Origin of the sequence: Micromonospora sp. NPDC050784, assembly GCF_044456765.1 — a bacterium.
GTDB classification, from domain to species: Bacteria; Actinomycetota; Actinomycetes; order Mycobacteriales; family Micromonosporaceae; genus Micromonospora; species Micromonospora foliorum.
In genome coordinates this window covers 73,059-93,734 of record NZ_JBITGG010000015.1, presented here as the reverse complement: position 1 = coordinate 93,734, position 20,676 = coordinate 73,059, and the positions used below count along the sequence as shown (strand labels likewise).

The following is a 20,676-nucleotide window of genomic DNA, read 5'->3' as shown; positions in this document are numbered from 1 at the left end:
TCTCGCTGGGACGTCAGACCGGCGCGGGGTCAGCGCACCGGCCGGGGCGTTGCCGGGTGGTTACCGGCGTTGACCAACTCGGCGACCGCCTCGCGGGGGCTCTTCTGGGTGACCAGGCCCTCGCCCACGAGGACCGCGTCGGCACCCGCGGAGGCGTACCGGATCAGGTCGTGCGGGCCACGAACGCCGGACTCGGCGATCTTGACGACGCTGCTGGGCAGGCCGGGCGCGATCCGCTCGAACACCGACCGGTCGACCTCCAGGGTACGCAGGTCACGGGCGTTGACCCCGATCACCTGCGCGCCGGCCTCCAGCGCGCGGTCGGCCTCTTCCTCGTCGTGCACCTCGACCAGAGCGGTCATGCCCAGCGACTCGATCCGCTCCAGCAGGCCCATCAGGACGTTCTGCTCGAGTGCGGCGACGATCAGCAGAACCAAATCGGCGCCGTGCGCGCGCGCCTCGTGGATCTGGTAGCTGGAGACCACGAAGTCCTTGCGCAGCACCGGCACGGTGACCGCGGCACGGACAGCCGCCAGGTCGTCCAGCGAACCGCCGAACCAGCGCCCCTCGGTCAGCACGCTGATCGCCCGCGCCCCGCCGGCCGCGTAGTCGACCGCGAGGTCGGCCGGATCGGCGATCTCGGCCAGCCGGCCCTTGGACGGCGACGAGCGCTTCACCTCGGCGATCACGGCGACGCCGGGCTTGCGCAGCGCCGCGTAGGCGTCCATGGGCGGTGGCGCCGCCGCTGCCAGTTCACGGATCCGCTCCAGCGGAACCTGCTCCTGGCGTCGGGCGACGTCTTCACGTACGCCAGCCAGGATCTCGTCGAGCACGCTTACGGACGCTGCCTGGCCGGCCTCGTCCCCCTCCGCGTGCGCATGCTCAGCAGTCACGAACGGACTCCCCTCTCCGGGCGTCATGGGCCGATGCTAGGGGCAGCCGACCGACGCCGAATGCCGGGGGTATGGCGCTGCTCACGAAAAGGGCTGCGGCATAATGGCCGACTTGCCGTGAACGGGTTGTCACGCAGCGCCACCTCCGGTATCGACCACCGTCACGCGGTATGGAGCCTGGCGGCCGCAGTCAGACCGGGCCGATCCATCGATCATGCCACCAGTTTCGAGTCCGCGCCCTCCGGCAACGACGCTGATCGATGTTGTGAGCAAGCTCAAGGCCGAACGGACGGTCCCTGGTCACGGCCGAGGCGAGACAGTTGACCGGGCGGTCACCGCGGCGAAACGTCGACCGGCGAGCATCGTCCTCGGGCAGACTCGATGGCGCGCCTGCCCCGACCGGAGCAACTCCTCGTGCGAGGTGACCATGAGCATTTCCGAGCCGCACACGATCGGACTGACCACCATCTCGCGGACGGTGGCGTCGCTCGCCGTGGGAGTGGTGCACACCGTGGAACGGGCCGTGGTGGGCGAGGGACGGATGCGGACGGCACGGGGCAACGCCTGGGAGGCGGTCTGCGCCGACCGGGCCCGCGCCGACCAGCGCGCCGAGCTGAACCGCCTGGTCGCCGAGCTGACCGCCGCCCGCGCCGCCAGCAGCCGCGCCCAGTGGGAGCGCCAGCCGGTCGGCTGACAGCTTGCCGACCGTCGCGTCACTCAGCCACCACGGCAACCGCCTCGGTCGGCCACCACGGCCGTTGCGTGAGTCGGCCACCGAGGCCGTTGCGTCAGTCGGTCACCGCGGCCGGCGGCGGCTGGCCCGGCAGGTACTTGCCGTTGCGTCAGTCGGTCGTCGGGTCCTCGCCCCGGTCCAGCGCGTCCCACGCCTCGGTGGTCCGCCGCCCCGCCAACGGCGTCGGTGGCCCGGCCGGGTCGCTCTGCGCCGACGAGGCCTCCGGAGCCGTCCGCGCCGGACGTTCGTACCGCGCCCCCATCGCCGGCCAGTCACCGCCCCGCACCGCCGTCCACCAGCCGCCCACGGCGGCCAGCAGTCCGCCGAGCAGGCACAACGCCGGCCACTGCCGGCTCACCGCGCCGCCGACGTCGGCCACCAGCCCGTACCCGCCGCCGGCCGCCACCGCCAGGCCTAGCACGCCGAGCAGCACCCCGAGCACCCGACGCAGGCGGCCCCGGGTGGCCAGCACCGCCCCACCCCCGGCCAGGGTCACCAGGGCCAACGCCGGCAGCCAGGGCAGCAGGCTCGCACCGCTGCGGGTGTCGCGCACCGGCGGCAGCGGGGCCGGACGGACCGTCAACTCGACCGACCAGCTGCGCGTCGCGGCCCACAGCGCCAGGCCCGCGCCGGCCAGGCAGAACAGCACGGCGTACGTCAACGCGCGCCGGCCGTTCACCGGGCCGGCCGGAGGGTTTCGGCGGCCGCGATCGCGGCCAGGACGGCCGCGGCCTTGTTCCGCGTCTCCTGGTCCTCGGCGGCCGGGTCCGAGTCGGCGACCACCCCCGCCCCGGCCTGCACGTAGGCGCGGCCATCGCGGATGAGCGCGGTCCGGATGGCGATCGCCATGTCCAGGTCGCCGCCGAAGCCGAAGTAGCCGACGGTGCCGCCGTAGAGGCCGCGGCGGACCGGCTCCAACTCCTCGATGATCTCCATGGCACGCACCTTGGGCGCCCCGGAGAGCGTGCCGGCCGGGAAGGTCGCGGCCAGCGCGTCGAAGGCGGTCTGGTCGTCACGCAGCGTGCCGGTGACGGTGGAGACGATGTGCATGACGTGGCTGTACCGCTCGATGGTGGCGAACTCGGGCACCTCCACGCTGCCGGGCTGACAGACCCGACCCAGGTCGTTGCGGCCGAGGTCGACAAGCATCACGTGCTCGGCCCGTTCCTTCGGGTCGGACAGCAGCTCGGCGGCGAGCGCGGCGTCGGCGGCGGGGGTGCCACCTCGGGGCCGGGTGCCGGCGATCGGGTGCAGCAACGCCCGGCGGCGCCCGTCCGCGGCCCCGGTGACCTTCAGGTGCGCCTCCGGGGACGAGCCGACGATGTCGAACCCGTCGAAGCGGAGTAGGTACATGTACGGGCTGGGGTTGCTGGTGCGCAGCACCCGGTAGACGTCCAGCGGGTCGGCGTGGGTCGTCCGCTCGAAGCGCTGGGAGAGCACGATCTGGAAGCACTCGCCGGCCCGGATCGCCTCCTTGGCCGCCTCCACCGCCTTCGGGTAACCGCCGTCGGGCGTACGGCAGAGCACCTCGCCGGCCGGCGGACGTTCGACGGTGGAGATCATCGGCGGGATGGGCCGCGACAAGGCCGTGGTCATCGCGTCCAACCGGCCCACCGCGTGGTGGTAGGCGGCGGCGACCTGCGGGGCGCGGTCCGGGGCGTCCAACGGTGGCAGCACCGCGTTGGCGACCAGGATCGCCGAGCCGTCGTAGTGGTCGAGCACCACCAGGTCGGTGGCGAGCATCATGCCCAGCTCCGGGACGCCCAGGTCGTCCTCGGTCAGCTCGGGCAACCGCTCGAAGCGCCGGATCAGGTCGTAGCCGAGGTAGCCGACCATGCCCCCGGTCAGCGGCGGCAGACCGTCGGACGGGTCCCCGACCGGGCCGGCCAGCGCCGCAACCGTCTCCCGCAGCATCCGCACCGGGTCACCCTCGGTGCTCAGCCCGGCCGGCGGCTGACCGAGCCAGGTCGCCACGCCGTCGCGTTCGATCAGGGTCGCGCTGCTGCGTACGCCGATGAACGAGTACCGCGACCAGGCCATGCCGGCCGAGCCGACGCCCTGCTCGGCCGATTCCAACAGGAAGGTGCCCGGTCCACCGGCCAGCTTGCGGTAGACCCCGACCGGGGTCTCCGCGTCGGCCAGCAGGCGCCGGGTGACCGGCACGACCCGCCAGTGGGCGGCCAGCTCGGTGAAGGTGGCCAGGTCGGGGCTGAGCGTGCCGTCGGTCATTGGTGTGCCTCCGTCCCCGTGACGGGAAGCTCGGTGAAGAAGCAGGTGCGGTGGCCGGTGTGGCAGGCCGCGCCGACCTGGTCGACGCTCACCAGCAGCGCGTCCCCGTCGCAGTCCAGGGCGACCGACCGCACGTACTGGTGGTGACCGGAGGTGGCGCCCTTGACCCAGTATTCGCGTCGGCTGCGCGACCAGTAGGTGGCCCGGCCGGTGGTGAGGGTGCGGTGCAACGCCTCGTCGTCCATCCAGGCGACCATCAGCACCTCACCGGAGTCGTGCGCACGCACCACGGCGGCGACCAGGCCATCGGCGCTGCGGCGCAGCCGGGCCGCGATGGCCGGGTCGAGCCGGGACGGGCGCGCCGGCGCGGGCGCGGCCAGCTCGTTCGGATCGCTGGGGACGCCGGTCACCGGCGGTTCAGGTACGGGCACAGTCGCCAATTCTCCCGCACGCGGCGCGGGCACCGCCGACCGCTCCCGCCAGGGCGACGGCGGAGGCCCCGAGGGCCGGGGCTGCGGCGAGAGTCGGGGCTGCAACGAGGGCCCGGACTGCGACGAGGGCCCGGACTGCGACGAGGGCCGGGGCTGCGGCGGGGGCCCGGCCGGCCGGGCCAGCTGCGCGACATAGCGGTCCAGCCGGCCGTCGACCAGGGCGGCGGCCAGGTCCGCGCCGGCCGTGTCGGCGATCTCCTCGGCGTACGGCCGGATCAACGGCAGCGTGCCGGCGACCAGCCGTACGGCGGCGGCCCAGAGCTGCCCGGTGGCGCCCGGACGCAGCCCGAGGCAGAGCAGCATGTCCGTCCGGTAGCCGGGCGGGGCCACCGGCAGTTCCAGGGCCGCCGCGAAGGCCGCCCGGCGGGAGTGGACCCGCACCGACGGGTTGGCCGGGCGCAGCACGGAGGGGCAGAGCCGCGCCAGGTCGGCGACGGCGAGCCGGACCCCGAGGCGGTCGCTGGCCGCGCGGGCGGCGGCGGCCTTACCCAGCGTGGCGATCATCTCTTCCAGTCGGGGTGGTTCGGCGGGCTGGCAGAGCACCGGAAGGTCGATCCGGGGCCGCCAGTGTGGGTCGGCCCAGAGCAGCCGCGCCGGCGCGGTGACCGGCAGCCCGAACGCCCAGTCGGCCGGTTCGCCGAGGCGGTCCACCCAGGACCGGACGTCGCGGGCGGCCACCGAGACGTGCGTGACCTGGCCTGCGGACTCCGCCAGGTAGGCCCGGCGGGCCGCGTACGGGGCGCCGCCCACCAACACGTCGAGGTCGACGTCGCTGTGTGCGGTGGCGGCGCGGCGGGCATGGCTGCCGCGCAACAGGATGCCGACGACCGGCCGCTCGGCGGCCTGCCGCAACCGCGCGGCCCAATCCTCAAGAAAACCGCTATCCGGTAACGGAGCGTGACCCACCGCGCCATCGTGCCGTACGTCCGATCGGCGCGCAATGCCCGATGGCGGACTTCGTGTCCGGTCCGGAGCCTACTGCCCGTTCTCGCGCTCCGCGCGATGGCCGCCAGCCGGACGTCGGCGCGGCGTTGCGCACGCCGCAGTATTTCATCTAGCGTTGAGTTCAACAGGTGATGAGTTTCTGTGGAGGTGCGTGATGGACGATGCGATAGCCGTCCGAGACCTGGTCGTCGACCGGGGTGGGCGGCGGGTGCTGGACGGCATCAGCTGCCGGGTCCCGCGCGGGGCGGTCACCGGGCTGCTCGGCCCCAGCGGCAGCGGCAAGACCACGTTCATGCGCGCCGTGGTCGGCGTGCAGCTGGTCAGCGGCGGGTCGGTCACCGTGCTCGGCCAACCGGCGGGCACCCCGGCGCTGCGGCACCGGGTGGGCTACCTGACCCAGGCGCCGAGCGTCTACGCGGACCTGACCGTGCGGGAGAACGCCCGCTACTTCGCGGCCCTGTACGGGCGTGGGCGCGTCGAGGCCGATCGGGCGATCAGCGATGTCGGGCTGGCCGAGGCCGCCGGTCAACTGGTCGGCACCCTCTCCGGCGGTCAACGCAGCCGAGCCTCGCTGGCGTGTGCCCTGGTCGGGGAGCCAGAGCTGGTCATCCTCGACGAGCCGACCGTCGGTCAGGACCCGGTGCTGCGGGCCGACCTGTGGGCCCGGTTCCACGCGATGGCCGCCGCCGGCACCACCCTGCTGGTGTCCAGCCACGTGATGGACGAGGCGGCGCGCTGCGACCGCCTGCTGCTGATCCGCCAGGGGCGGTTGATCGCCGACGACAGCCCGGCAGCGATCCGCGCCGCCGCCGGTGTGGACGACCTCGACGAGGCGTTCCTGCGGCTCATCCGGGCCGGCGAGGCCGCCTCCACCAGCACCGACGCGACAGCCGCACGGGAGACAGCATGAACCCGCGAATCCTCGCCGCCACCACCGGCCGCATCCTGCGTCAACTCCGGCACGACCGCCGAACCATCGCGCTGCTCGTGGTGGTGCCGGCCGTCCTGCTCACCCTGGTCTACTTCATGTACGCCGACCAGCCGACCCCGCCCGGCCAGCCGAGCACCTTCGACCGGATCGCGCTGGTGATGCTCGGCATCTTCCCCTTCGTGATCATGTTTCTGGTCACCAGCATCGCCATGCTGCGGGAACGCACCTCGGGCACGCTGGAGCGCCTGCTCACCACACCGCTGGGCAAGCTCGATCTGCTCTTCGGGTACGGCATCGCGTTCGGGCTTGCCGCCGCCGTGCAGGCCGCCGTGGCCGCCGCCGTGGCGTACTGGATCTTCGATCTGGACACCGCCGGCAGCATCGGGCTCGTACTCGGGATCGCCGTGCTCGACGCCGTGCTCGGCGTCGCCCTCGGGCTGCTGTGCAGTGCCTTCGCGCGCACCGAGTTCCAGGCAGTACAGTTCCTGCCAGTCGTGGTGGTCCCCCAACTGCTGCTCTGCGGGCTGTTCGTGGCCCGCGACCAGATGGCCGGCTGGCTCCAGGCGCTCAGTGACGCCTTCCCCCTGTCGTACGCCATCGAGGCGTTGCAGGAGGTCGGCGGCCACGCCGAGCCGACCGGCCGGATGTGGCGCGACGTCGCGGTGGTGCTCGGCGCTGTGGTGCTGGCGCTGGTGCTCGCGGCGGCCACCCTGCGTCGACGCAGCGGCTGACCGCCGGCCCTGGGGTCGGCGGCCAGCGCGGCAGCCGACCCCGTGGTGGGCCGGGCCACGACGGGCCCAGGTGGACGAACGAAGGGCGGCGATGACGCGGCGGACCGGCCGGCGACCCGGCAAACCGGGCACCCGGGAGGCGATTCTCGACGCGGCGCGGACGGCGTTCGCCGAACGTGGCTTCGACGCCGCCTCGATCCGGGCCATCGCCGGCACGGCGGAGGTCGACCCGGCACTGGTGCACCACTACTTCGGCAGCAAGGACCAGCTCTTCCTGGCCGCCATGAACTTTCCGGTTGACCCTGGTCAGCTGGTGCCGCAGGTGCTCGCCGGTGACCGGGACGCCGTCGGCGAGCGGATGGTGCGCATCTTCCTCGGAGTCTGGGACTCTCCGGCCGGCAGCGCGGGGGTGGCCCTGTTGCGCTCGGCGGTCAGCAACGAGTGGACCGCCCGGCTGCTACGCGAGTTCATCACCACACAGGTGCTGCGCCGGGTGCTCGAAAACTTCGACGTCGACCCGGCCGAACTACCGCTGCGGGGCTCCCTGGTGGCCACCCAGATGATCGGCCTGGCCATGATGCGGCACGTGGTGCGCCTGGAGCCGGTCGCCTCGGCGGACCCGGAAACTCTGGCCGCGGCGGTCGGTCCGACCATCCAGCGTTACATCACCGGTCCGCTGCCGAGCTGACCCGACAGCCCGGCCGACCCTGCGTGCCTGCTCAGCCTGGCGGACGGGCGTCGGCCGTGAGGCGCAGCGGCGGCAGCAGCCGCGGCAGCTCGGCCGGGTCGGCCACCGGGCCCGGGAAGGCCAGCCGGACCCGACGCCGGGCACCGGGTTGGCCGAGGGCGACCACCAGCCCGTAGCGGTCGATGCGCACCACCCGGGGCGGCCCGTCCGGGGTCTGCGCGGTCAACCCGAGCTGCCGGCGCAGGTACTCCGTCACCTCGGCGCCGTGGCACTCGGCGAGGTCGGCGAGCAGGCGGCCCTCGACCGGGTGCACCGGGTCCGGCTCGGCCTCGGCGTACTCCACCGGGTCGATCCGCCGCACGACGCCGGCCCGCTCCCAGCGGACCTCGACCACCTCGAAGCGGAACAGCCGGAACCGGGTGCCCAGGTCGAGCAGGTCGCCGGTGGGCTCCACCGCGGCGAAGTCGACAGCCGCGTGGCGGGCCTCGTCGCCGCGCAGCTCGGCCGCCCAGCCGGACACCCAGGCGCGACCCAGGCCGGGCGCGCCGGCAGCGGGCGGCAGGTCGAGCACGTCGAGCACCACCGCGACGTCGCTGCCTCCGGCGGCCGGTTGCAGGGCGGCGGCCAGGTAGCTGGCCACCGGCACCAGCAGCAGCACCCGCCCGTCCGCGTCGGTGACGTGCCGGGCGTGGTGCGGGCCCGGCCGGTGGGCCAGGTGCACGAGACCGGGCAGGCGGCCGGCGACGAGGGTACGGACGATCTCGGCGGAGTTGGGCCGCATGGGCGCGACCTCCTTCAAAGGTTAGGCTTACCTAACCCGGAGCCTAGAGCACCCGCCCGCCGGCGTCCACCACACCGCCGCACCTCACCGGGTCTGCTCCAGCCAGGAGGCGTAGAGCAGGCCGTACACCGAGTCGGCGTCGCGGACCAGCTCGTCGTGCGGGCCGCGTTGGACCACCCGACCCCGGTCCACCACGATCACCTCGTCGGCGGCCTGGGCCGTGGAGAGCCGGTGGGCGATCGCGAGCGTGGTCCGACCTCGGGTGACCGCGTCCAGCGTGCGCTGCAACCGCACCTCGGTCGCCGGGTCCACCGCGCTGGTCGCCTCGTCGAGCACCAGCAGGTCCGGGTCGGCCACGTACGCGCGGGCCAACGCGACAAGCTGCCGCTCGCCGACGCTGAGCGCCTCGCCGCGTTCGCCGACCGGGGTGTCCAGGCCCGCCGGCAGACCCTCCAGCCAGTCCGACAGGCCCAGCTCGGTGAAGGCGGCGCTCAACTGCTCGTCGGTCAGCTCCGGCCGAGCGAACCGGACGTTGTCCCCCACCGTCGCGTCGAAGAGGAACCCGTCCTGCGGCACCATCACCACGCGCGAGCGCAGCGAGTCGAACCGGACGTCCGTCAGCGGCACCCCGGACAGCAGCACCGCCCCGGCCGACGGGTCCATCAAACGGGTCAGCAACTTCGCGAAGGTGGTCTTGCCGCTGCCGGTCTCACCGACCACCGCCACCCGGCTCTTCGCCGGGATCTCCAGGTCGATGTCGTGCAGCACCGGCGGACCACCCGGGTAGGCGAACCGCACACCGGCGAACCGGATGTCCAGTGGCCCGCCCGGCAGCTGCCGCCCCTGCTCGCCCGGGTCGGCCACGTCCGGAGCGACGTCCAGCACGTCCAGCACCCGACGCCAGCCGGCGATCGCGTTCTGCGCCTCGTTGAGCACCTCGGTGGCGATCTGCACCGGCTGGATGAAGAGCGTCACCAGGAACAGGAACGCGGTCAGCTGGCCGATCGACAGCGTGCCGTCCACCCCCAACAGCACGCCGAGCACCACCACGCCGGCCAGCGCCAGCCCGGCCGCCAACTCCCCCACCGAGCTGCCCACGATGCTGATCCGGATCGCCCGCTGCTGCGCCAGCCGCTGCCGGTCGATCGCCTCGTCCAGCCGCCGCTCGGTGCGCCCGGCGATCCCGTACGCCCGGATCACCGGTGCGCCCACCACGCTCTCGCCGATCGCGCCGAGCAGCGTCCCGGTGCGCTGGCGCACCGTCGCGTACGCCGTGCCGAGGCGGCGTTGCAACTGCCGGATCACGAACACCGCCGGCAGGAACGCGGCCAACACCACAAGGGTCAACTGCCAGGAGTACGCCAGCATGACGGCGGTGGTGACCACCAGCTGACCGAGGTTGACCAGCAGGATCACCCCGCCCCACTGGAGGAACTGGGTGATCTGGTCGACGTCGCTGGTCACCCGCGAGACCAGCGAACCCCGCCGCTCGGACTGCTGGTGCAACATCGACAGGTCGTGCACGTGCCGGAACGCCCGGGTCCGGACGTTGGCCAGCGCCGTCTCGCTGACCGTGAACAGCCGGCGCATCATCAGGTAGCCGCAGATCGTGGTGATCGTCAGGATCGCCGCGGTGACCGCCACCACCGACCAGACCACGTTCAGATTCAGACCACCGACGAGGCCCCGGTCGATGCCCTGCTGCACGGCGACCGGCACGGCAACCCGACCGACCATGTAGACCAACGCCAGGGCCAACGTGCCGGCCAGGCCGGTCCGTAGCTCCGGCGAGAGCGCCAGGCCCCGACGCAGGGTCTGCCAGGTCGTCTCCTCCCGAGCCTCCTGCGTGTCACTCGTTTCCGTAGACGTCATCGGTCCACCTCGATTTCCAGGCCCGACGGCAGCGGCGCCACGTCGTCGCCGTACGAACTCTCCTGCGCACGCTCGACCTCGGCCTGCTCGTACGCGGTGACCAGGTCGACGTACCCGGGCACGGTGGCCAACAACTCGCTGTGGGTGCCCCGGGCGATCACCCGTCCCTGCTCCACGTAGATGACCTCGTCGGCGAGCGCGATGGTGGCCCGGCGGTACGCCACCACCAGGATCGACGCGGCCGGAACCCCCGCCTGGGCGGTCGACGACCGCAGCCCTGCCAGGATGGCCGCCTCCACTCGAGGATCGACCGCGCTTGTCGCGTCGTCGAGCACCAGCAGGCGCGGTCGACCGGCCAGCGCGCGGGCCAGGGTGAGCCGTTGGCGCTGGCCGCCGGAGAGCGAGGTGCCCCGCTCGCCGACCATGGTGTCCAGACCATCGGGCAGCGCGGCGACGAAACCGTCCGCCTCGGCCAGCCGCAGCGCCGCCCAGACCACCTCGTCGTCGACACCGGGCCGGTCGAGGGCGATGTTGGCGCGGACCGTGTCGTCGAAGATGAAGGGCACCTGGGCGACCAGGGCGACCGTGCCGGCCAGCGACGCGGAGGTCAGCTCGCGCACGTCCACGCCGTCCAGGAGCACCGTGCCGGAGTCCGGGTCGACGAGGCGCACCGCCAGCGAGGCGATGGTGGACTTGCCGGCACCGGTGGGCCCCACCAGGGCCACCGTCCGGCCGGACGGCACCGTGAAGCCGACCTCGCCGAGGACCTGCGCGCCGGGCGGGTGCGCCTCGGCCGGCGGGTAGGAGTAGTGCACGTCGTCGAAGGTGAGGGTGGCCGGGCCGGCGCCGGCCGGGTCGAGCACCCGCTGCCCGTACGGCATCTCGCCGGTGGCGTCGAGCACCCGGCGGACCCGGTCCCAGCCGGCGACGCTGCGCGGCAGCTCGGCCAGCACCCAACCGATGGCCCGCACCGGAAAGGCCAGCACGGTGAAGAGGAAGGCCACACTTACCAGCTCGGTCACGCTGATCGCGCCCTGGCGCAGCCGGAACGCCCCGACCACCAGCACAGCGAGGGTGCCGAGGCTGGGCAGCGTCTCCAGCAGCGGGTCGAAGATGCCGCGCAGCCGGCCGACCGCGATCAGCGAGTCGCGCAGCTCACCGGCGCGGCCCGCGAACCGGGCGGTCTCCTGGGCCTCGCGGCCCATCGTCTTGACCACCAGGGCGCCGTCGAAGCTCTCGTGGGCGATGCCGCTGACCTCGGCGCGCAGCCGCTGCGCCCGGGCCTGGCGGGGGGCCATCCGGCGGGAGTAGACGACGTTGAGCGCGAACAGCGCGGGAAAGACCGCGAGGCCGACCAGGGCGAGCGCCCAGTCGGTGGCGAAGAGCGACACGATCGCGCCGACCAGCATCACCAACGTGCCGACGGCGAACGGCAGCGGCGCGATCGGGTACCAGGCCGCCTCCACGTCGGAGTTGGCGTTGGAGAGCAGGGTGCCGGTGGAGTTGCGGTGGTGCCAGGACAGCGGCAGCTCCAGGTAGCGGCGGGTGACCCTGCGGCGGTAGGAGGCCTGGAGGCGGTACTGCATGTAGCCGGCGCCGAGCCGACGGCCGAAGATGCCGGCCACCCGCAGCACGCTGATCCCGAACAACGCGGTCGCGGCCAGCGCCAGGGTGCCGGCGCCCACCTCGCCGCGTTCGATGGCCGGGAGCGCCACCTCTCCGATGACCGACCCGACGACCCGGGCGCTGACAATGATCATCCCGCCGAAGAGCACGCTGCCGACGACCGCCACCGCGAAAATCCGCGGCTGCTCACGGATGGCCTGCCGCAGGACCCCCAGCCCTCGACTGAGAACGTCCCGACTTGTCTTGCTCGCCACACTCTCCCCCGCCGTAAGCCGCAATTATCTCCCTCATCCTTACCGGTCAGGGCCAGCACCGCCGACCCTGACTGGATATGTCGACCATCACGTACCGGACGGCGGCGTGCCGCCGGCGCCGACGGGTGTCCGCCGTCGCGCGCCGACCGGCCACCGGGCCTACGATCGGGCCATGCCGCGGTACGCCCGAGCCGAGCGCGAGGCGCTGGCCGATCTTCTGCTGGCCCTCGGGCCGGCCGCCCCGACGATCAACGAGGGCTGGGCGACCCGTGATCTCGCCGCGCATCTGGTGCTGCGGGAGCGCCGTCCGGACGCGGCGGGTGGGATCGTGCTGCCACCGCTGCGCGGCTACGCCGAGCGGGTCCGCCGGCGACTCGCCGCACAGCCCTACCCCGAACTGGTGGCGCAGGTGCGGCGACCGCCGCTGTGGAGCCCCGTCAGCAACCCGGTGACCGACGAGCTGGCCAACACGATGGAGTTCTTCATCCATCACGAGGACGTCCGACGGGCCGGCTCCGGGTGGCAGCCGCGCGATCTGCCCACCGGCCTGCAGAGCGCGCTCTGGAAACGTGCGACCCCGATTGCCCGGCTGGCACTGCGCCGGTTTCCGGCGGACCTCTACGTGCAGGCGCCCGGCCACGGTGAGGTCTCCGTCGGTCGCGGCGGCGAGCCGCTGCGCCTGGTCGGCGCCCCGGCCGAGCTGGTGCTGTTCTTCTCCGGCCGGCAACGGGTGGCCCGGGTCCAGCTGAGCGGTTCGGCGGAGGCGGCCCGGCGACTGCGCGCCGCCGACCTGGGCATGTGACTCTGTGTGCGTAAACGGTCACGGGATAGCTGTGGAGTTTCCCACACCCAGCGAAACATACTGATACCTCCTCCCGTACGCTTCACCGCGCCGCTCCGCGCCGAGCGGCACGAAGTGGGGGCGCACTGTGCGGGACTTCGCGATTTCGGCGCTGCGGGAACCCCCGTTTCCCACGGGCCGCCATCGGGCCACGGAACAGGTGGCGAGTGAGAGCATCGAGTGGGCGCGCACGTTCGGGCTGGTCGATTCCAGCCAACGAGTGCGCCGCCTGGAACGGGCCGATGCCGCCGGGCTGGCCGGTCGCGCCTGCCCGGACGGCTCGACGGAGGGGCTGCGGCTGCTCACCGACCTGATCAGCTGGCTCTTCGTGATGGACGACGCCTGCGACGAGGACGGCCTCGGCGCCGACCCGGTCCGAATGGGCCCGGCGATCAGCACCCTGCTCGACGTGCTGGACCGGTGCGGTGACCCGGACGTCGTACCGCCCGCCGTCGGGCCACTGGGTGACGCGCTGCACGACCTCTGCCGCCGGACCCGGCTGCACGACCACGCGGGGCTGCTGCTGCGCTTCGTCAGCCAGATGCGGGAGTACCTGCTGGCGCTGCTCTGGGAGGCGGGCAACCGGGAACGTCGGCGCGTACCGGAGGTGGCGGAGTACATGCAACTGCGCCGGCACATCGGCGGCGTGCATCCCTGCCTCACCCTGACCGACCTGGCGTCGACACGGCCCTCCGGGCCGACCCAGCGCGCCGACCCGGGGCTGGTCGCCCTGGACCTGCTGGCGGTGGACCTGGTCTGCTGGTGCAACGACCTCTTCTCCTACGGCAAGGAGAGCCAGGCCGACCCGGACGCACACAATCTGGTCACGGTGATCGCCCAGGACAGCAACGCGGACGAGGCGACCGCGCTGCGGAGTGCGGCACACCGGTTCAACCAGGGCTTGGCGACGTACCTGGACGCGGAGGAGGCACTCCGCGCCGCCGGCGACGACCGGATCCGCGACGCGTTGGTCGCCCGGCGCAACTGGGTCCGGGCCACCTACGACTGGTCAGTGGTGGCTGCCCGGTACGCCTGATCGACCGTACCGGTTGGTGGGATGGGACGGCCGGACGATCACCGGGGCTAGCCGATGCACGCCGACAGGCAATACTCTTCGGTAACCATCATGACGTGACGACCGTCACGCCACCACCCCCGAAGGCGGCTACAGCGATGGCTCTCGATGTACCGTACCGCTCCATCCCGGACATGTTTCTCAAGCGCGTGGCGGCCACCCCCGACCGGAACGCGTTCGCGTCCCCGAACCCCGACGACTCGGGGCCGGTCTGGCTGACCTGGGCGCAGGTCGGCCAACGTGCCAAGGCGGTCGCCGCCGGCCTGCACGGCCTGGGCGTCGGCCAGGAGGACCCGGTCGCGATCCTCGCCAACACCCGGCTGGAGTGGGTGATCGCCGACCTCGGCATCATGTGCGCCGGCGGCGCGACCACCACCGTCTACCCGACCACCGAGCCGGCCGACGCGACGTACATCATCGCCGACTCCGGGTCGAAGGTGCTGTTCGCGGAGAACCCGGCCCAGGCGGCGAAGATCGCCGGGGCGACCCTGCCCGCGCTCACCCATGTGGTGCTCCTCGACGGCGCCGTCGACCCGACCGCCGCGATTCCGCAGTTGACGCTCGCCGAGCTGGAGGAGCGCGGCGCGCAGGCGCTGGCCGCCGAGCCGGAGCTGATCGACATGCTGGTGGCCGGCATCGGCCCGGACCACCTGGCCACCCTGATCTACACCTCCGGCACCACCGGCCAACCCAAGGGCGTCGAGCTGCTGCACGGCGGCTGGTGCTGGGAGGCCGTGGCGCAGGCGGAGGTCGGGCTGCTGCGCGACGACGACCTGCAGTACCTGTGGCTGCCGCTGGCCCACTCGTTCGGCAAGACCCTGCTCTGCGGCGCCATCCACGTCGGCCTGCCCACCTACGTCGACGGGCGGGTGGACAAGCTCGTCGACCTCCTCTCGGTCATTCGTCCGACGCTGATGTGCGGCGCTCCTCGGGTGTTCGAGAAGGTCTACAACAAGGCCGTGACCACCGCGCAGGGCGCCGGCGGCGCGAAGGCGAAGATCTTCGGCTGGGCGGTTGGCGTCGGCAAGGAGAAGGTCACCCTGGAGCAGGCCGGCAAGCCGGTGCCGGCCGGGCTGAAGCTGCGTTACGGGCTGGCCGAGAAGTTGGTGTTCAGCAAGCTCCAGGCCCGCCTGGGCGGCCGGATGCGGGTGCTGGTGTCCGGCGCCGCGCCGCTCAGCCCGGAGATCGCCACCTTCTTCGCCGCCGCGAACCTGCCGATCTCCGAGGGCTACGGCCTGACCGAGACCAGCGCCGGCAACTTCGTCAACCCCCCGGCCGGGCTGCGGATCGGCACGGTGGGCCGGGCGATGGGCGACCTGGAGTGCAAGATCGACACCGACGGGGAGATCCTGGTGCGGGGTCGGCCGGTGATGCGCGGCTACCACAACCTGCCGGAGGAGACCGCCGCCTCGTTCACCGAGGACGGCTTCTTCCGGACCGGTGACATCGGCACCCTCGACGAGCAGGGCTACCTCCGCATCACCGACCGCAAGAAGGACCTGGTCAAGACCTCGGGCGGCAAGTACATCGCGCCGTCGCACATCGAGGGCATGTTCAAGGCCATCTGCCCGTACACCTCGCAGGCGGTCGTCGTCGGTCAGGCCCGCAACTTCTGCACGATGCTGGTCACGCTGGACCCGGACGCGATCCGGGGCTGGGTCGCCGGCGGTCCGCTGGAGGGGCGCAGCTACACCGAGATCGTCGCGTCGGCGGAGGCCCAGACGATGGTCGAGGAGTACGTCGCCCAGCTCAACGCCAAGCTCAACCGCTGGGAGACCATCAAGAAGGTGGCCATCCTGCCGCGCGACCTGACCATCGAGGACGGCGAGATCACCCCGTCGTTGAAGATCAAGCGGCGTGGTGTGGAGAGCAACTTCGCCGCCGAGATCGACAAGATGTACGCCGGCACCCTCGCCGAGCTCTGACGCGTCGCCGGTGGCCCCGTACCCCGCTCGGGTGCGGGGCCACCGGCGTTCGTGGCCGAGGGGCCTCAGGCGATGACGGCCGGCTCGCGCCACCGCTGGCGGCCGGCCCGGTCCAGGTCGTAGCGGACCGCGGCGATCCGTCCGACCGCCTCCACGAGGTCCGCCGCGGGCAGGGTGAACGGCAGCCGCAGGAAACGCTCCAGGGTGCCGTCCAGGCCGAACCGGGGGCCGGGCGCCAGCCGTACACCGACCTCCTCCGCGGCTCGGGCCAGCGCGCTCGAGACCGGGCCGTCCAGCTCGGCCCAGAGCGTCACGCCACCCCGGGGCACGGTCACCCGCCACTCCGGCAGTCGGTGCGCCAGCGCGCCGAGCAGGGCGTCCCGCTGGACGGCCAACTGGACGCGACGGTCGGCGACGATGGCCTCGGCGTCGGCGAGCAGGTGCACCGCGACCAGTTGGTCCAACACGGGGCTGGCCATGTCGACCCCGACCCGCACGGCGGCCAGCCGCTGCACCTGCGGCGCGGACGCGCGCACCCAGCCGATCCGCAGGCCACCCCAGTAGGGCTTGCTCATCCCCCCGATGCTGACCACCCGGCTGTGCCGGTCGTAGGTGGCGACCGGGGGTGGCACCTCGGTGCCGTCCATCGACAGGTCCACGAAGGACTCGTCGATGATCAGGTCGGTGCCGACCGCGTGCGCGGCGGCCACCACGCGCTCGCGCAGCGAGGCGGGCATCAGGTGCCCCGTCGGGTTCTGGAACTCCGGAATCAGGTAGGCCAGCTTGGGCCGGGTCTGCCGGAGACTGCCCAGCAGCAGGTCGGGCTCCCAGCCGGCGTCGGCGGCCAGACCGTGGGTGGTGATCCGGGCCCGCCGGCCGGCCAGCGCGGCGAGGGCGTTGGGGTAGGTCGGGGACTCGACCAGCACGGTGCCGCCCGGGGCCAGGGCGAGCCGCAGCACCAGATCCAGTGCGTGCTGGGTGCCGCTGGTGACCATGATCTGGTCGGCCGAGGTGGGCAGACCCCGGGCGGTGTACGCGTCGGCCACCGCCTCGCGCAGCTCGATGATGCCGGTCGGGTGGTATCCGGCTCCGCTCAGGTAGCGGGGCAGGTCCTCGGTGGCGGCCCGGGCGGCCGACAGCAGTTGCGGCGGGGCAGCCAGCGCGGCGACGCCGAGGTCGAGCATCTCCCGGTCGTCCAGCGGGGTCCACAGGCCGGTGCTGGCCACCCGGTGGTTGCCGGGCAGCATCGTCCAGCTGCCGGCACCCCGACGGCTGGCCAGGTGCCCGGTCTCGCGTAGCTGGCGGTAGGCGGCGGTGACCGTGGTCCGGCTGATCCGCAGCGCCTCGGCCAGCTCCCGTTCGGCCGGCAGTCGGACGCCCAGCGGCAGCCGGCCGTCGGCGAGCAGCCCGCGCACCGTGCCGGCCAGAGCGGCGTAGTCGGGGCTGCGGCGGCGGCCCGGCAGGGCATGCCACTGCCCGAGCAGACGGGCCAATTGGACGCCGCGCACCTGCCCGGTCATAGCCACTCCTCGGATATTGGCTTCTTCCTCGACGAGGATTGGCACCTAGGGTGGCATGCATGGCACTGCTTGGCAATCTGCGGCACCGGCCGGTTCGACGGTTGGTCCAGCTCTACCTCGGGCTCGCGCTCTACGGCGTCAGCATGGCCCTGATGATCCGCTCCCACCTGGGCCTCGACCCGTGGGACGTGTTCCACCAAGGCCTCTCCGAGCTGACCGGGCTCTCCTTCGGCACGGTCACCATCGGCGTCGGCGCGCTGGTCCTGCTGCTCTGGATCCCGCTGCGGCAGCGGCCCGGCCTCGGCACGGTCAGCAACGTCGTGGTGATCGGCCTGGTCGTGGACGCCACCCTGGCCCTGCTGCCCGCGGGTGGCCCGCTCAGCGTCCGGATCGCGATGCTGGTCACCGGGATCGTCGCCAACGGCGCCGCCACCGCCCTCTACCTCGGCGCCCGGTTGGGGCCCGGCCCCCGCGACGGCCTGATGACCGGGTACGTGGCCCGCCGGCCCGGCCGGTCGGTCCGGCTGGTGCGCACCGTCATCGAGGTCACCGTGCTGGCGCTGGGCTGGCTGCTCGGCGGCACGGTCGGCGTGGGCACCGTCGCGTACGCGTTGGCCATCGGCCCGTTGGCCCAGTTCTTCATCCCGCTGTTCGCCGTGCCGGAGGGCACCACACCCGACAGCGCCGCGCCCCCGCCGGGTAGCCCCGCGCCGGCCACCCCGGCCGGCTGAACCCTCACCGACCGTCCGCGGACCGGTACGTGGCGGTGGTGCCGCGTACCGGTTGGAGGGTGGGTGTTCCCTTCCGCGACGCGCGCCGTCATCATCTCTGCATGGGGGAGAACGGTTGGCGCTGGAACGACGCCTGGATCTTCGTGTCGCTCGTCATCGCGAGCGGGGCCGGACGGCACCGTCGGTCGGCGACAAGTCGACGGCCGGAGGGCGTCCGCCTGACCGACGTGCTCTCCACCGCCGACCACCTCAACCACGCGATCCCGCAGCGGCACGAGGTGGAGGCCGCGGTGCAGCGGCTGGTCGGCGCCGGGCTGGTCAGCGTCGCCGACGGCTGGTTCCGGATCACCGCCGAGGGTGAGCAGCTGTGGCGTACCCGCCCTCGCGCGGGTGTGGCGACCATGGTGGACACCGTCCAGGGTGTGCTGACCCGCCGGCACGCGCCCGGCAGCGCAGACTGGATCCTGGACGAGGCCGACCACGCGGCTGCCGTCCAGGAGTACGCGGTCCGTTCGATCCCCACCCCGCGTCGGTCACCGGAGGGGCACTCCGGCGAGCGCTGACCGGCTCAGCGCACCGGGTGGCCGCCGAGGCGCAGCGCGTCCTTGACCTCGGCGACGGTCAGCTCACCGAAGTGGAAGACGCTGGCGGCGAGCACCGCGTCCGCGCCGGCGCCGATCGCGGGCGGAAAGTGGGCCACCTCGCCGGCGCCCCCACTTGCCACCACCGGCACGTCCACCACCGCTCGCACCGCGGCGATCAACTCCAGGTCGAAGCCCGCCTTGGTGCCGTCGGCGTCCATCGAGTTGAGCAGGATCTCGCCCGCGCCCAGCTCGGCGCCCCGGTGTGCCCACCACACGGCGTCGATGCCGGTGCCGCGCCGACCCCCGTGCGTGGTCACCTCGAAGCCACTGGGCGTGCCGCCGTTCGGCGACCGACGCACGTCGAGGGAGAGCACGAGCACCTGCCGGCCGAAGCGGTCGGCGATCTCGGCGATCAGCTCCGGACGGGCGATGGCGGCGGTGTTCACGCCGACCTTGTCCGCCCCGGCGCGCAAGAGCGTGTCCACGTCGGCGACCTGCCGGACCCCACCGCCGACGGTCAGCGGGATGAACACCGACTCGGCGGTGCGGCGCACCACGTCGAGCATGGTGCCCCGGTCGCTGGAGGACGCGGTGACGTCGAGGAAGGTCAGCTCGTCCGCGCCGGCCCGGTCGTACGCGGCGGCCAGCTCCACCGGGTCGCCGGCGTCGCGCAGGTCGAGGAAGTTGATTCCCTTGACCACCCGTCCGGCGTCCACGTCCAGACAGGGGATCACCCGTACCGCCACCGTCATGCCGCGAGCCTATCCTCCACACGCGCGACGGCGGCCGACCCGATCGGGTCGGCCGCCATGCACGAGGTCTACGTCACACCTTGACGAGCATCTTGCCGAGGTTGTCGCCGCGCAGCACGCCGATGAACGCCTCCGGGGCGTTCTCGATGCCGTCCACGATCGTCTCGTCGTAGGACAGCGTGCCCTCCCGTAGCCAGCCGGCGACGTCGCGCACGAACGCCGCCCGCACGTCGTTGTGGTCGTTGACCAGGAAGCCGCGCAGGGTGAGCCGCTTACCGATGACCAGCGCCAGGTTGCGCGGAGCGGCCGGTGGTTCGGTGGCGTTGTACTGCCCGATCATGCCGCAGATGGCGACCCGACCGTGCAGGTTCATGGCCGAGATCGCCGCCTCCAGGTGGTCGCCGCCGACGTTGTCGAAGTAGACGTCGACGCCGTCCGGGGCGGCCGCCCGCAGCGACTCGCGGACCCCGTCGTGGTAGTCGAAGGCGGCGTCGAAGCCCAGCGCCCGCAGCCGCTCGACCTTGGCCGGCGAGCCGGCGCTGCCGACCACCCGGCCGGCGCCCTTGAGCTTGGCGATCTGACCGACCAGGCTGCCGACCGCGCCGGCCGCGGCGGAGACGAAGACCGTCTCGCCGGGCTTCATCGCGGCCACCTTTAGCAGCCCGGCGTACGCGGTCAACCCGGTCATGCCGAGGACGCTCAGGTACGCGCTGACCGGGGCGACGCTCGGGTCGACCGGACGGGCCGCGGCGGCGTCGAGCAGCGCGTACTCCCGCCAGCCCAGCCCGTGCAGGACGGTGGACCCAACGGCGATGCCCTCCGCCTCGCTGGCCACCACCTCGCCGATCGCGGCACCGTCGAGCGGCGCGTCGAGCGCGTACGGCGCCACGTACGACTTGACGTCGTTCATCCGTCCGCGCATGTACGGGTCGACGGACATGTACTGGTTGCGGACCACGATCTGGCCCGGTCCGGGCGTCGGAACCTCGGTCTCGACGAGCCGGAAGGTGTCTTCGGTGGGCCAACCCTGGGGGCGGCTGGCCAGGTGGATCTCGCGGTTGCTGGTCATGGGGT

The 20,676-nt window shown here is 72.9% G+C and carries 19 protein-coding genes and 1 pseudogene; 9 read left to right on the top strand and 11 right to left on the bottom strand.

Annotated features, from left to right (window positions below):
* Positions 1–29 precede the first annotated feature (29 nt).
* Positions 30–833: an indole-3-glycerol phosphate synthase TrpC gene (gene trpC, locus ACIBD9_RS21025; RefSeq protein WP_030334428.1), complete on the bottom strand. Its 804-nt coding sequence runs from the start codon at positions 831–833 to the stop codon at positions 30–32.
* A gap of 487 nt (positions 834–1,320) precedes the next feature.
* Between trpC and ACIBD9_RS21020 the strand changes: the two genes are divergently transcribed.
* Positions 1,321–1,587: a hypothetical protein gene (locus ACIBD9_RS21020; RefSeq protein WP_396719949.1), complete on the top strand. Its 267-nt coding sequence runs from the start codon at positions 1,321–1,323 to the stop codon at positions 1,585–1,587.
* Between the two features lie 148 nt (positions 1,588–1,735).
* Here the strand turns inward: ACIBD9_RS21020 and ACIBD9_RS21015 are convergent, their stop codons facing one another.
* The 4 genes and pseudogenes from ACIBD9_RS21015 to ACIBD9_RS21000 form a co-directional block, all read right to left on the bottom strand.
* Complete coding sequence (locus ACIBD9_RS21015) at positions 1,736–2,305, bottom strand: Trp biosynthesis-associated membrane protein (protein WP_396719947.1); 570 nt, start codon at positions 2,303–2,305, stop codon at positions 1,736–1,738.
* Positions 2,302–3,855: an anthranilate synthase component I gene (locus ACIBD9_RS21010; protein ID WP_387176266.1), complete on the bottom strand. Its 1,554-nt coding sequence runs from the start codon at positions 3,853–3,855 to the stop codon at positions 2,302–2,304. Before ACIBD9_RS21010 ends, ACIBD9_RS21015 begins: the two co-directional genes overlap by 4 nt.
* The gene (gene hisI / locus ACIBD9_RS21005; RefSeq protein ID WP_396720109.1) at positions 3,852–4,286 is read right to left on the bottom strand and encodes a phosphoribosyl-AMP cyclohydrolase; all 435 of its coding nucleotides are present in this window, start codon (positions 4,284–4,286) and stop codon (positions 3,852–3,854) included. Before hisI ends, ACIBD9_RS21010 begins: the two co-directional genes overlap by 4 nt.
* Before the next feature lie 279 nt (positions 4,287–4,565).
* A pseudogene (locus ACIBD9_RS21000) lies at positions 4,566–4,850 on the bottom strand (phosphoribosyl-AMP cyclohydrolase); the annotation flags it as partial.
* A 595-nt stretch (positions 4,851–5,445) separates the two neighbouring features.
* Between ACIBD9_RS21000 and ACIBD9_RS20995 the strand changes: the two are divergent.
* The 3 genes from ACIBD9_RS20995 to ACIBD9_RS20985 all read left to right on the top strand — a co-directional run bounded on the left by ACIBD9_RS20995 (position 5,446) and on the right by ACIBD9_RS20985 (position 7,641).
* A complete protein-coding gene (locus tag ACIBD9_RS20995) occupies positions 5,446–6,201 on the top strand; it encodes an ABC transporter ATP-binding protein (RefSeq protein WP_396719945.1) in 756 nt (251 codons plus the stop codon).
* Positions 6,198–6,953, top strand: a complete 756-nt coding sequence (locus ACIBD9_RS20990; protein WP_396719943.1) for an ABC transporter permease — start codon at positions 6,198–6,200, stop codon at positions 6,951–6,953. Before ACIBD9_RS20995 ends, ACIBD9_RS20990 begins: the two co-directional genes overlap by 4 nt.
* A 91-nt stretch (positions 6,954–7,044) precedes the next feature.
* Complete coding sequence (locus tag ACIBD9_RS20985; RefSeq protein WP_387176260.1) at positions 7,045–7,641, top strand: TetR family transcriptional regulator; 597 nt, start codon at positions 7,045–7,047, stop codon at positions 7,639–7,641.
* 31 nt (positions 7,642–7,672) lie between these two features.
* Here the strand turns inward: ACIBD9_RS20985 and ACIBD9_RS20980 are convergent, their stop codons facing one another.
* From ACIBD9_RS20980 to ACIBD9_RS20970, 3 genes are all read right to left on the bottom strand, one after another.
* Positions 7,673–8,422, bottom strand: coding sequence for a DUF2470 domain-containing protein (locus ACIBD9_RS20980; protein ID WP_396719941.1), 750 nt, complete (start codon positions 8,420–8,422; stop codon positions 7,673–7,675).
* A gap of 84 nt (positions 8,423–8,506) precedes the next feature.
* Complete coding sequence (locus ACIBD9_RS20975; protein ID WP_396719939.1) at positions 8,507–10,294, bottom strand: ABC transporter ATP-binding protein; 1,788 nt, start codon at positions 10,292–10,294, stop codon at positions 8,507–8,509.
* The gene (locus ACIBD9_RS20970) at positions 10,291–12,174 is read right to left on the bottom strand and encodes an ABC transporter ATP-binding protein (RefSeq protein ID WP_396719937.1); all 1,884 of its coding nucleotides are present in this window, start codon (positions 12,172–12,174) and stop codon (positions 10,291–10,293) included. Before ACIBD9_RS20970 ends, ACIBD9_RS20975 begins: the two co-directional genes overlap by 4 nt.
* A 172-nt stretch (positions 12,175–12,346) precedes the next feature.
* Between ACIBD9_RS20970 and ACIBD9_RS20965 the strand changes: the two genes are divergently transcribed.
* The 3 genes from ACIBD9_RS20965 to ACIBD9_RS20955 all read left to right on the top strand — a co-directional run bounded on the left by ACIBD9_RS20965 (position 12,347) and on the right by ACIBD9_RS20955 (position 16,015).
* Positions 12,347–12,976 (top strand): TIGR03085 family metal-binding protein, encoded by a 630-nt coding sequence (locus tag ACIBD9_RS20965; protein ID WP_396719935.1) that lies wholly within the window; start codon positions 12,347–12,349, stop codon positions 12,974–12,976.
* A gap of 199 nt (positions 12,977–13,175) precedes the next feature.
* A complete protein-coding gene (locus ACIBD9_RS20960) occupies positions 13,176–14,051 on the top strand; it encodes a terpene synthase (protein WP_396719933.1) in 876 nt (291 codons plus the stop codon).
* 137 nt (positions 14,052–14,188) lie between these two features.
* On the top strand, positions 14,189–16,015 hold the full coding sequence (locus ACIBD9_RS20955; RefSeq protein WP_396719931.1) for an AMP-dependent synthetase/ligase: 1,827 nt from the start codon (positions 14,189–14,191) through the stop codon (positions 16,013–16,015).
* Between the two features lie 65 nt (positions 16,016–16,080).
* On the opposite strand, the gene ACIBD9_RS20950 is transcribed toward ACIBD9_RS20955, so the two are convergent.
* Positions 16,081–17,535, bottom strand: coding sequence for a PLP-dependent aminotransferase family protein (locus tag ACIBD9_RS20950; protein ID WP_396719929.1), 1,455 nt, complete (start codon positions 17,533–17,535; stop codon positions 16,081–16,083).
* A 59-nt stretch (positions 17,536–17,594) separates the two neighbouring features.
* Here ACIBD9_RS20950 and ACIBD9_RS20945 point away from each other — a divergent pair, with 59 nt between their 5' ends.
* Together ACIBD9_RS20945 and ACIBD9_RS20940 are read left to right on the top strand one after the other, a co-directional pair.
* Positions 17,595–18,266 (top strand): YitT family protein, encoded by a 672-nt coding sequence (locus ACIBD9_RS20945; RefSeq protein ID WP_396719927.1) that lies wholly within the window; start codon positions 17,595–17,597, stop codon positions 18,264–18,266.
* Between the two features lie 101 nt (positions 18,267–18,367).
* Entirely contained in the window at positions 18,368–18,829 is a 462-nt protein-coding gene (locus tag ACIBD9_RS20940) for a hypothetical protein (RefSeq protein WP_091407765.1), read from the top strand.
* A gap of 5 nt (positions 18,830–18,834) precedes the next feature.
* Here the strand turns inward: ACIBD9_RS20940 and hisF are convergent, their stop codons facing one another.
* Positions 18,835–19,602: an imidazole glycerol phosphate synthase subunit HisF gene (hisF, locus tag ACIBD9_RS20935; RefSeq protein WP_396719925.1), complete on the bottom strand. Its 768-nt coding sequence runs from the start codon at positions 19,600–19,602 to the stop codon at positions 18,835–18,837.
* 73 nt (positions 19,603–19,675) lie between these two features.
* On the bottom strand, positions 19,676–20,671 hold the full coding sequence (locus ACIBD9_RS20930) for an NADP-dependent oxidoreductase (protein ID WP_396719923.1): 996 nt from the start codon (positions 20,669–20,671) through the stop codon (positions 19,676–19,678).
* Between the last annotated feature and the right edge of the window lie 5 nt (positions 20,672–20,676).

Bases quoted from the DNA above. Each gene is read 5' to 3' on its own strand.
- ACIBD9_RS21020 (WP_396719949.1), top strand. From the start codon at position 1,321: ATGAGCATTTCCGAGCCGCACACGATCGGACTGACCACCATCTCGCGG.
- ACIBD9_RS21010 (WP_387176266.1), bottom strand. From the start codon at position 3,855: ATGACCGACGGCACGCTCAGCCCCGACCTGGCCACCTTCACCGAGCTG.
- ACIBD9_RS20995 (WP_396719945.1), top strand. From the start codon at position 5,446: ATGGACGATGCGATAGCCGTCCGAGACCTGGTCGTCGACCGGGGTGGG.
- ACIBD9_RS20990 (WP_396719943.1), top strand. From the start codon at position 6,198: ATGAACCCGCGAATCCTCGCCGCCACCACCGGCCGCATCCTGCGTCAA.
- ACIBD9_RS20985 (WP_387176260.1), top strand. From the start codon at position 7,045: ATGACGCGGCGGACCGGCCGGCGACCCGGCAAACCGGGCACCCGGGAG.
- ACIBD9_RS20980 (WP_396719941.1), bottom strand. From the start codon at position 8,422: ATGCGGCCCAACTCCGCCGAGATCGTCCGTACCCTCGTCGCCGGCCGC.
- ACIBD9_RS20975 (WP_396719939.1), bottom strand. From the start codon at position 10,294: ATGACGTCTACGGAAACGAGTGACACGCAGGAGGCTCGGGAGGAGACG.
- ACIBD9_RS20965 (WP_396719935.1), top strand. From the start codon at position 12,347: ATGCCGCGGTACGCCCGAGCCGAGCGCGAGGCGCTGGCCGATCTTCTG.
- ACIBD9_RS20955 (WP_396719931.1), top strand. From the start codon at position 14,189: ATGGCTCTCGATGTACCGTACCGCTCCATCCCGGACATGTTTCTCAAG.
- ACIBD9_RS20950 (WP_396719929.1), bottom strand. From the start codon at position 17,535: ATGACCGGGCAGGTGCGCGGCGTCCAATTGGCCCGTCTGCTCGGGCAG.
- ACIBD9_RS20945 (WP_396719927.1), top strand. From the start codon at position 17,595: ATGGCACTGCTTGGCAATCTGCGGCACCGGCCGGTTCGACGGTTGGTC.
- ACIBD9_RS20940 (WP_091407765.1), top strand. From the start codon at position 18,368: ATGGGGGAGAACGGTTGGCGCTGGAACGACGCCTGGATCTTCGTGTCG.
- hisF (WP_396719925.1), bottom strand. From the start codon at position 19,602: ATGACGGTGGCGGTACGGGTGATCCCCTGTCTGGACGTGGACGCCGGA.
- ACIBD9_RS20930 (WP_396719923.1), bottom strand. From the start codon at position 20,671: ATGACCAGCAACCGCGAGATCCACCTGGCCAGCCGCCCCCAGGGTTGG.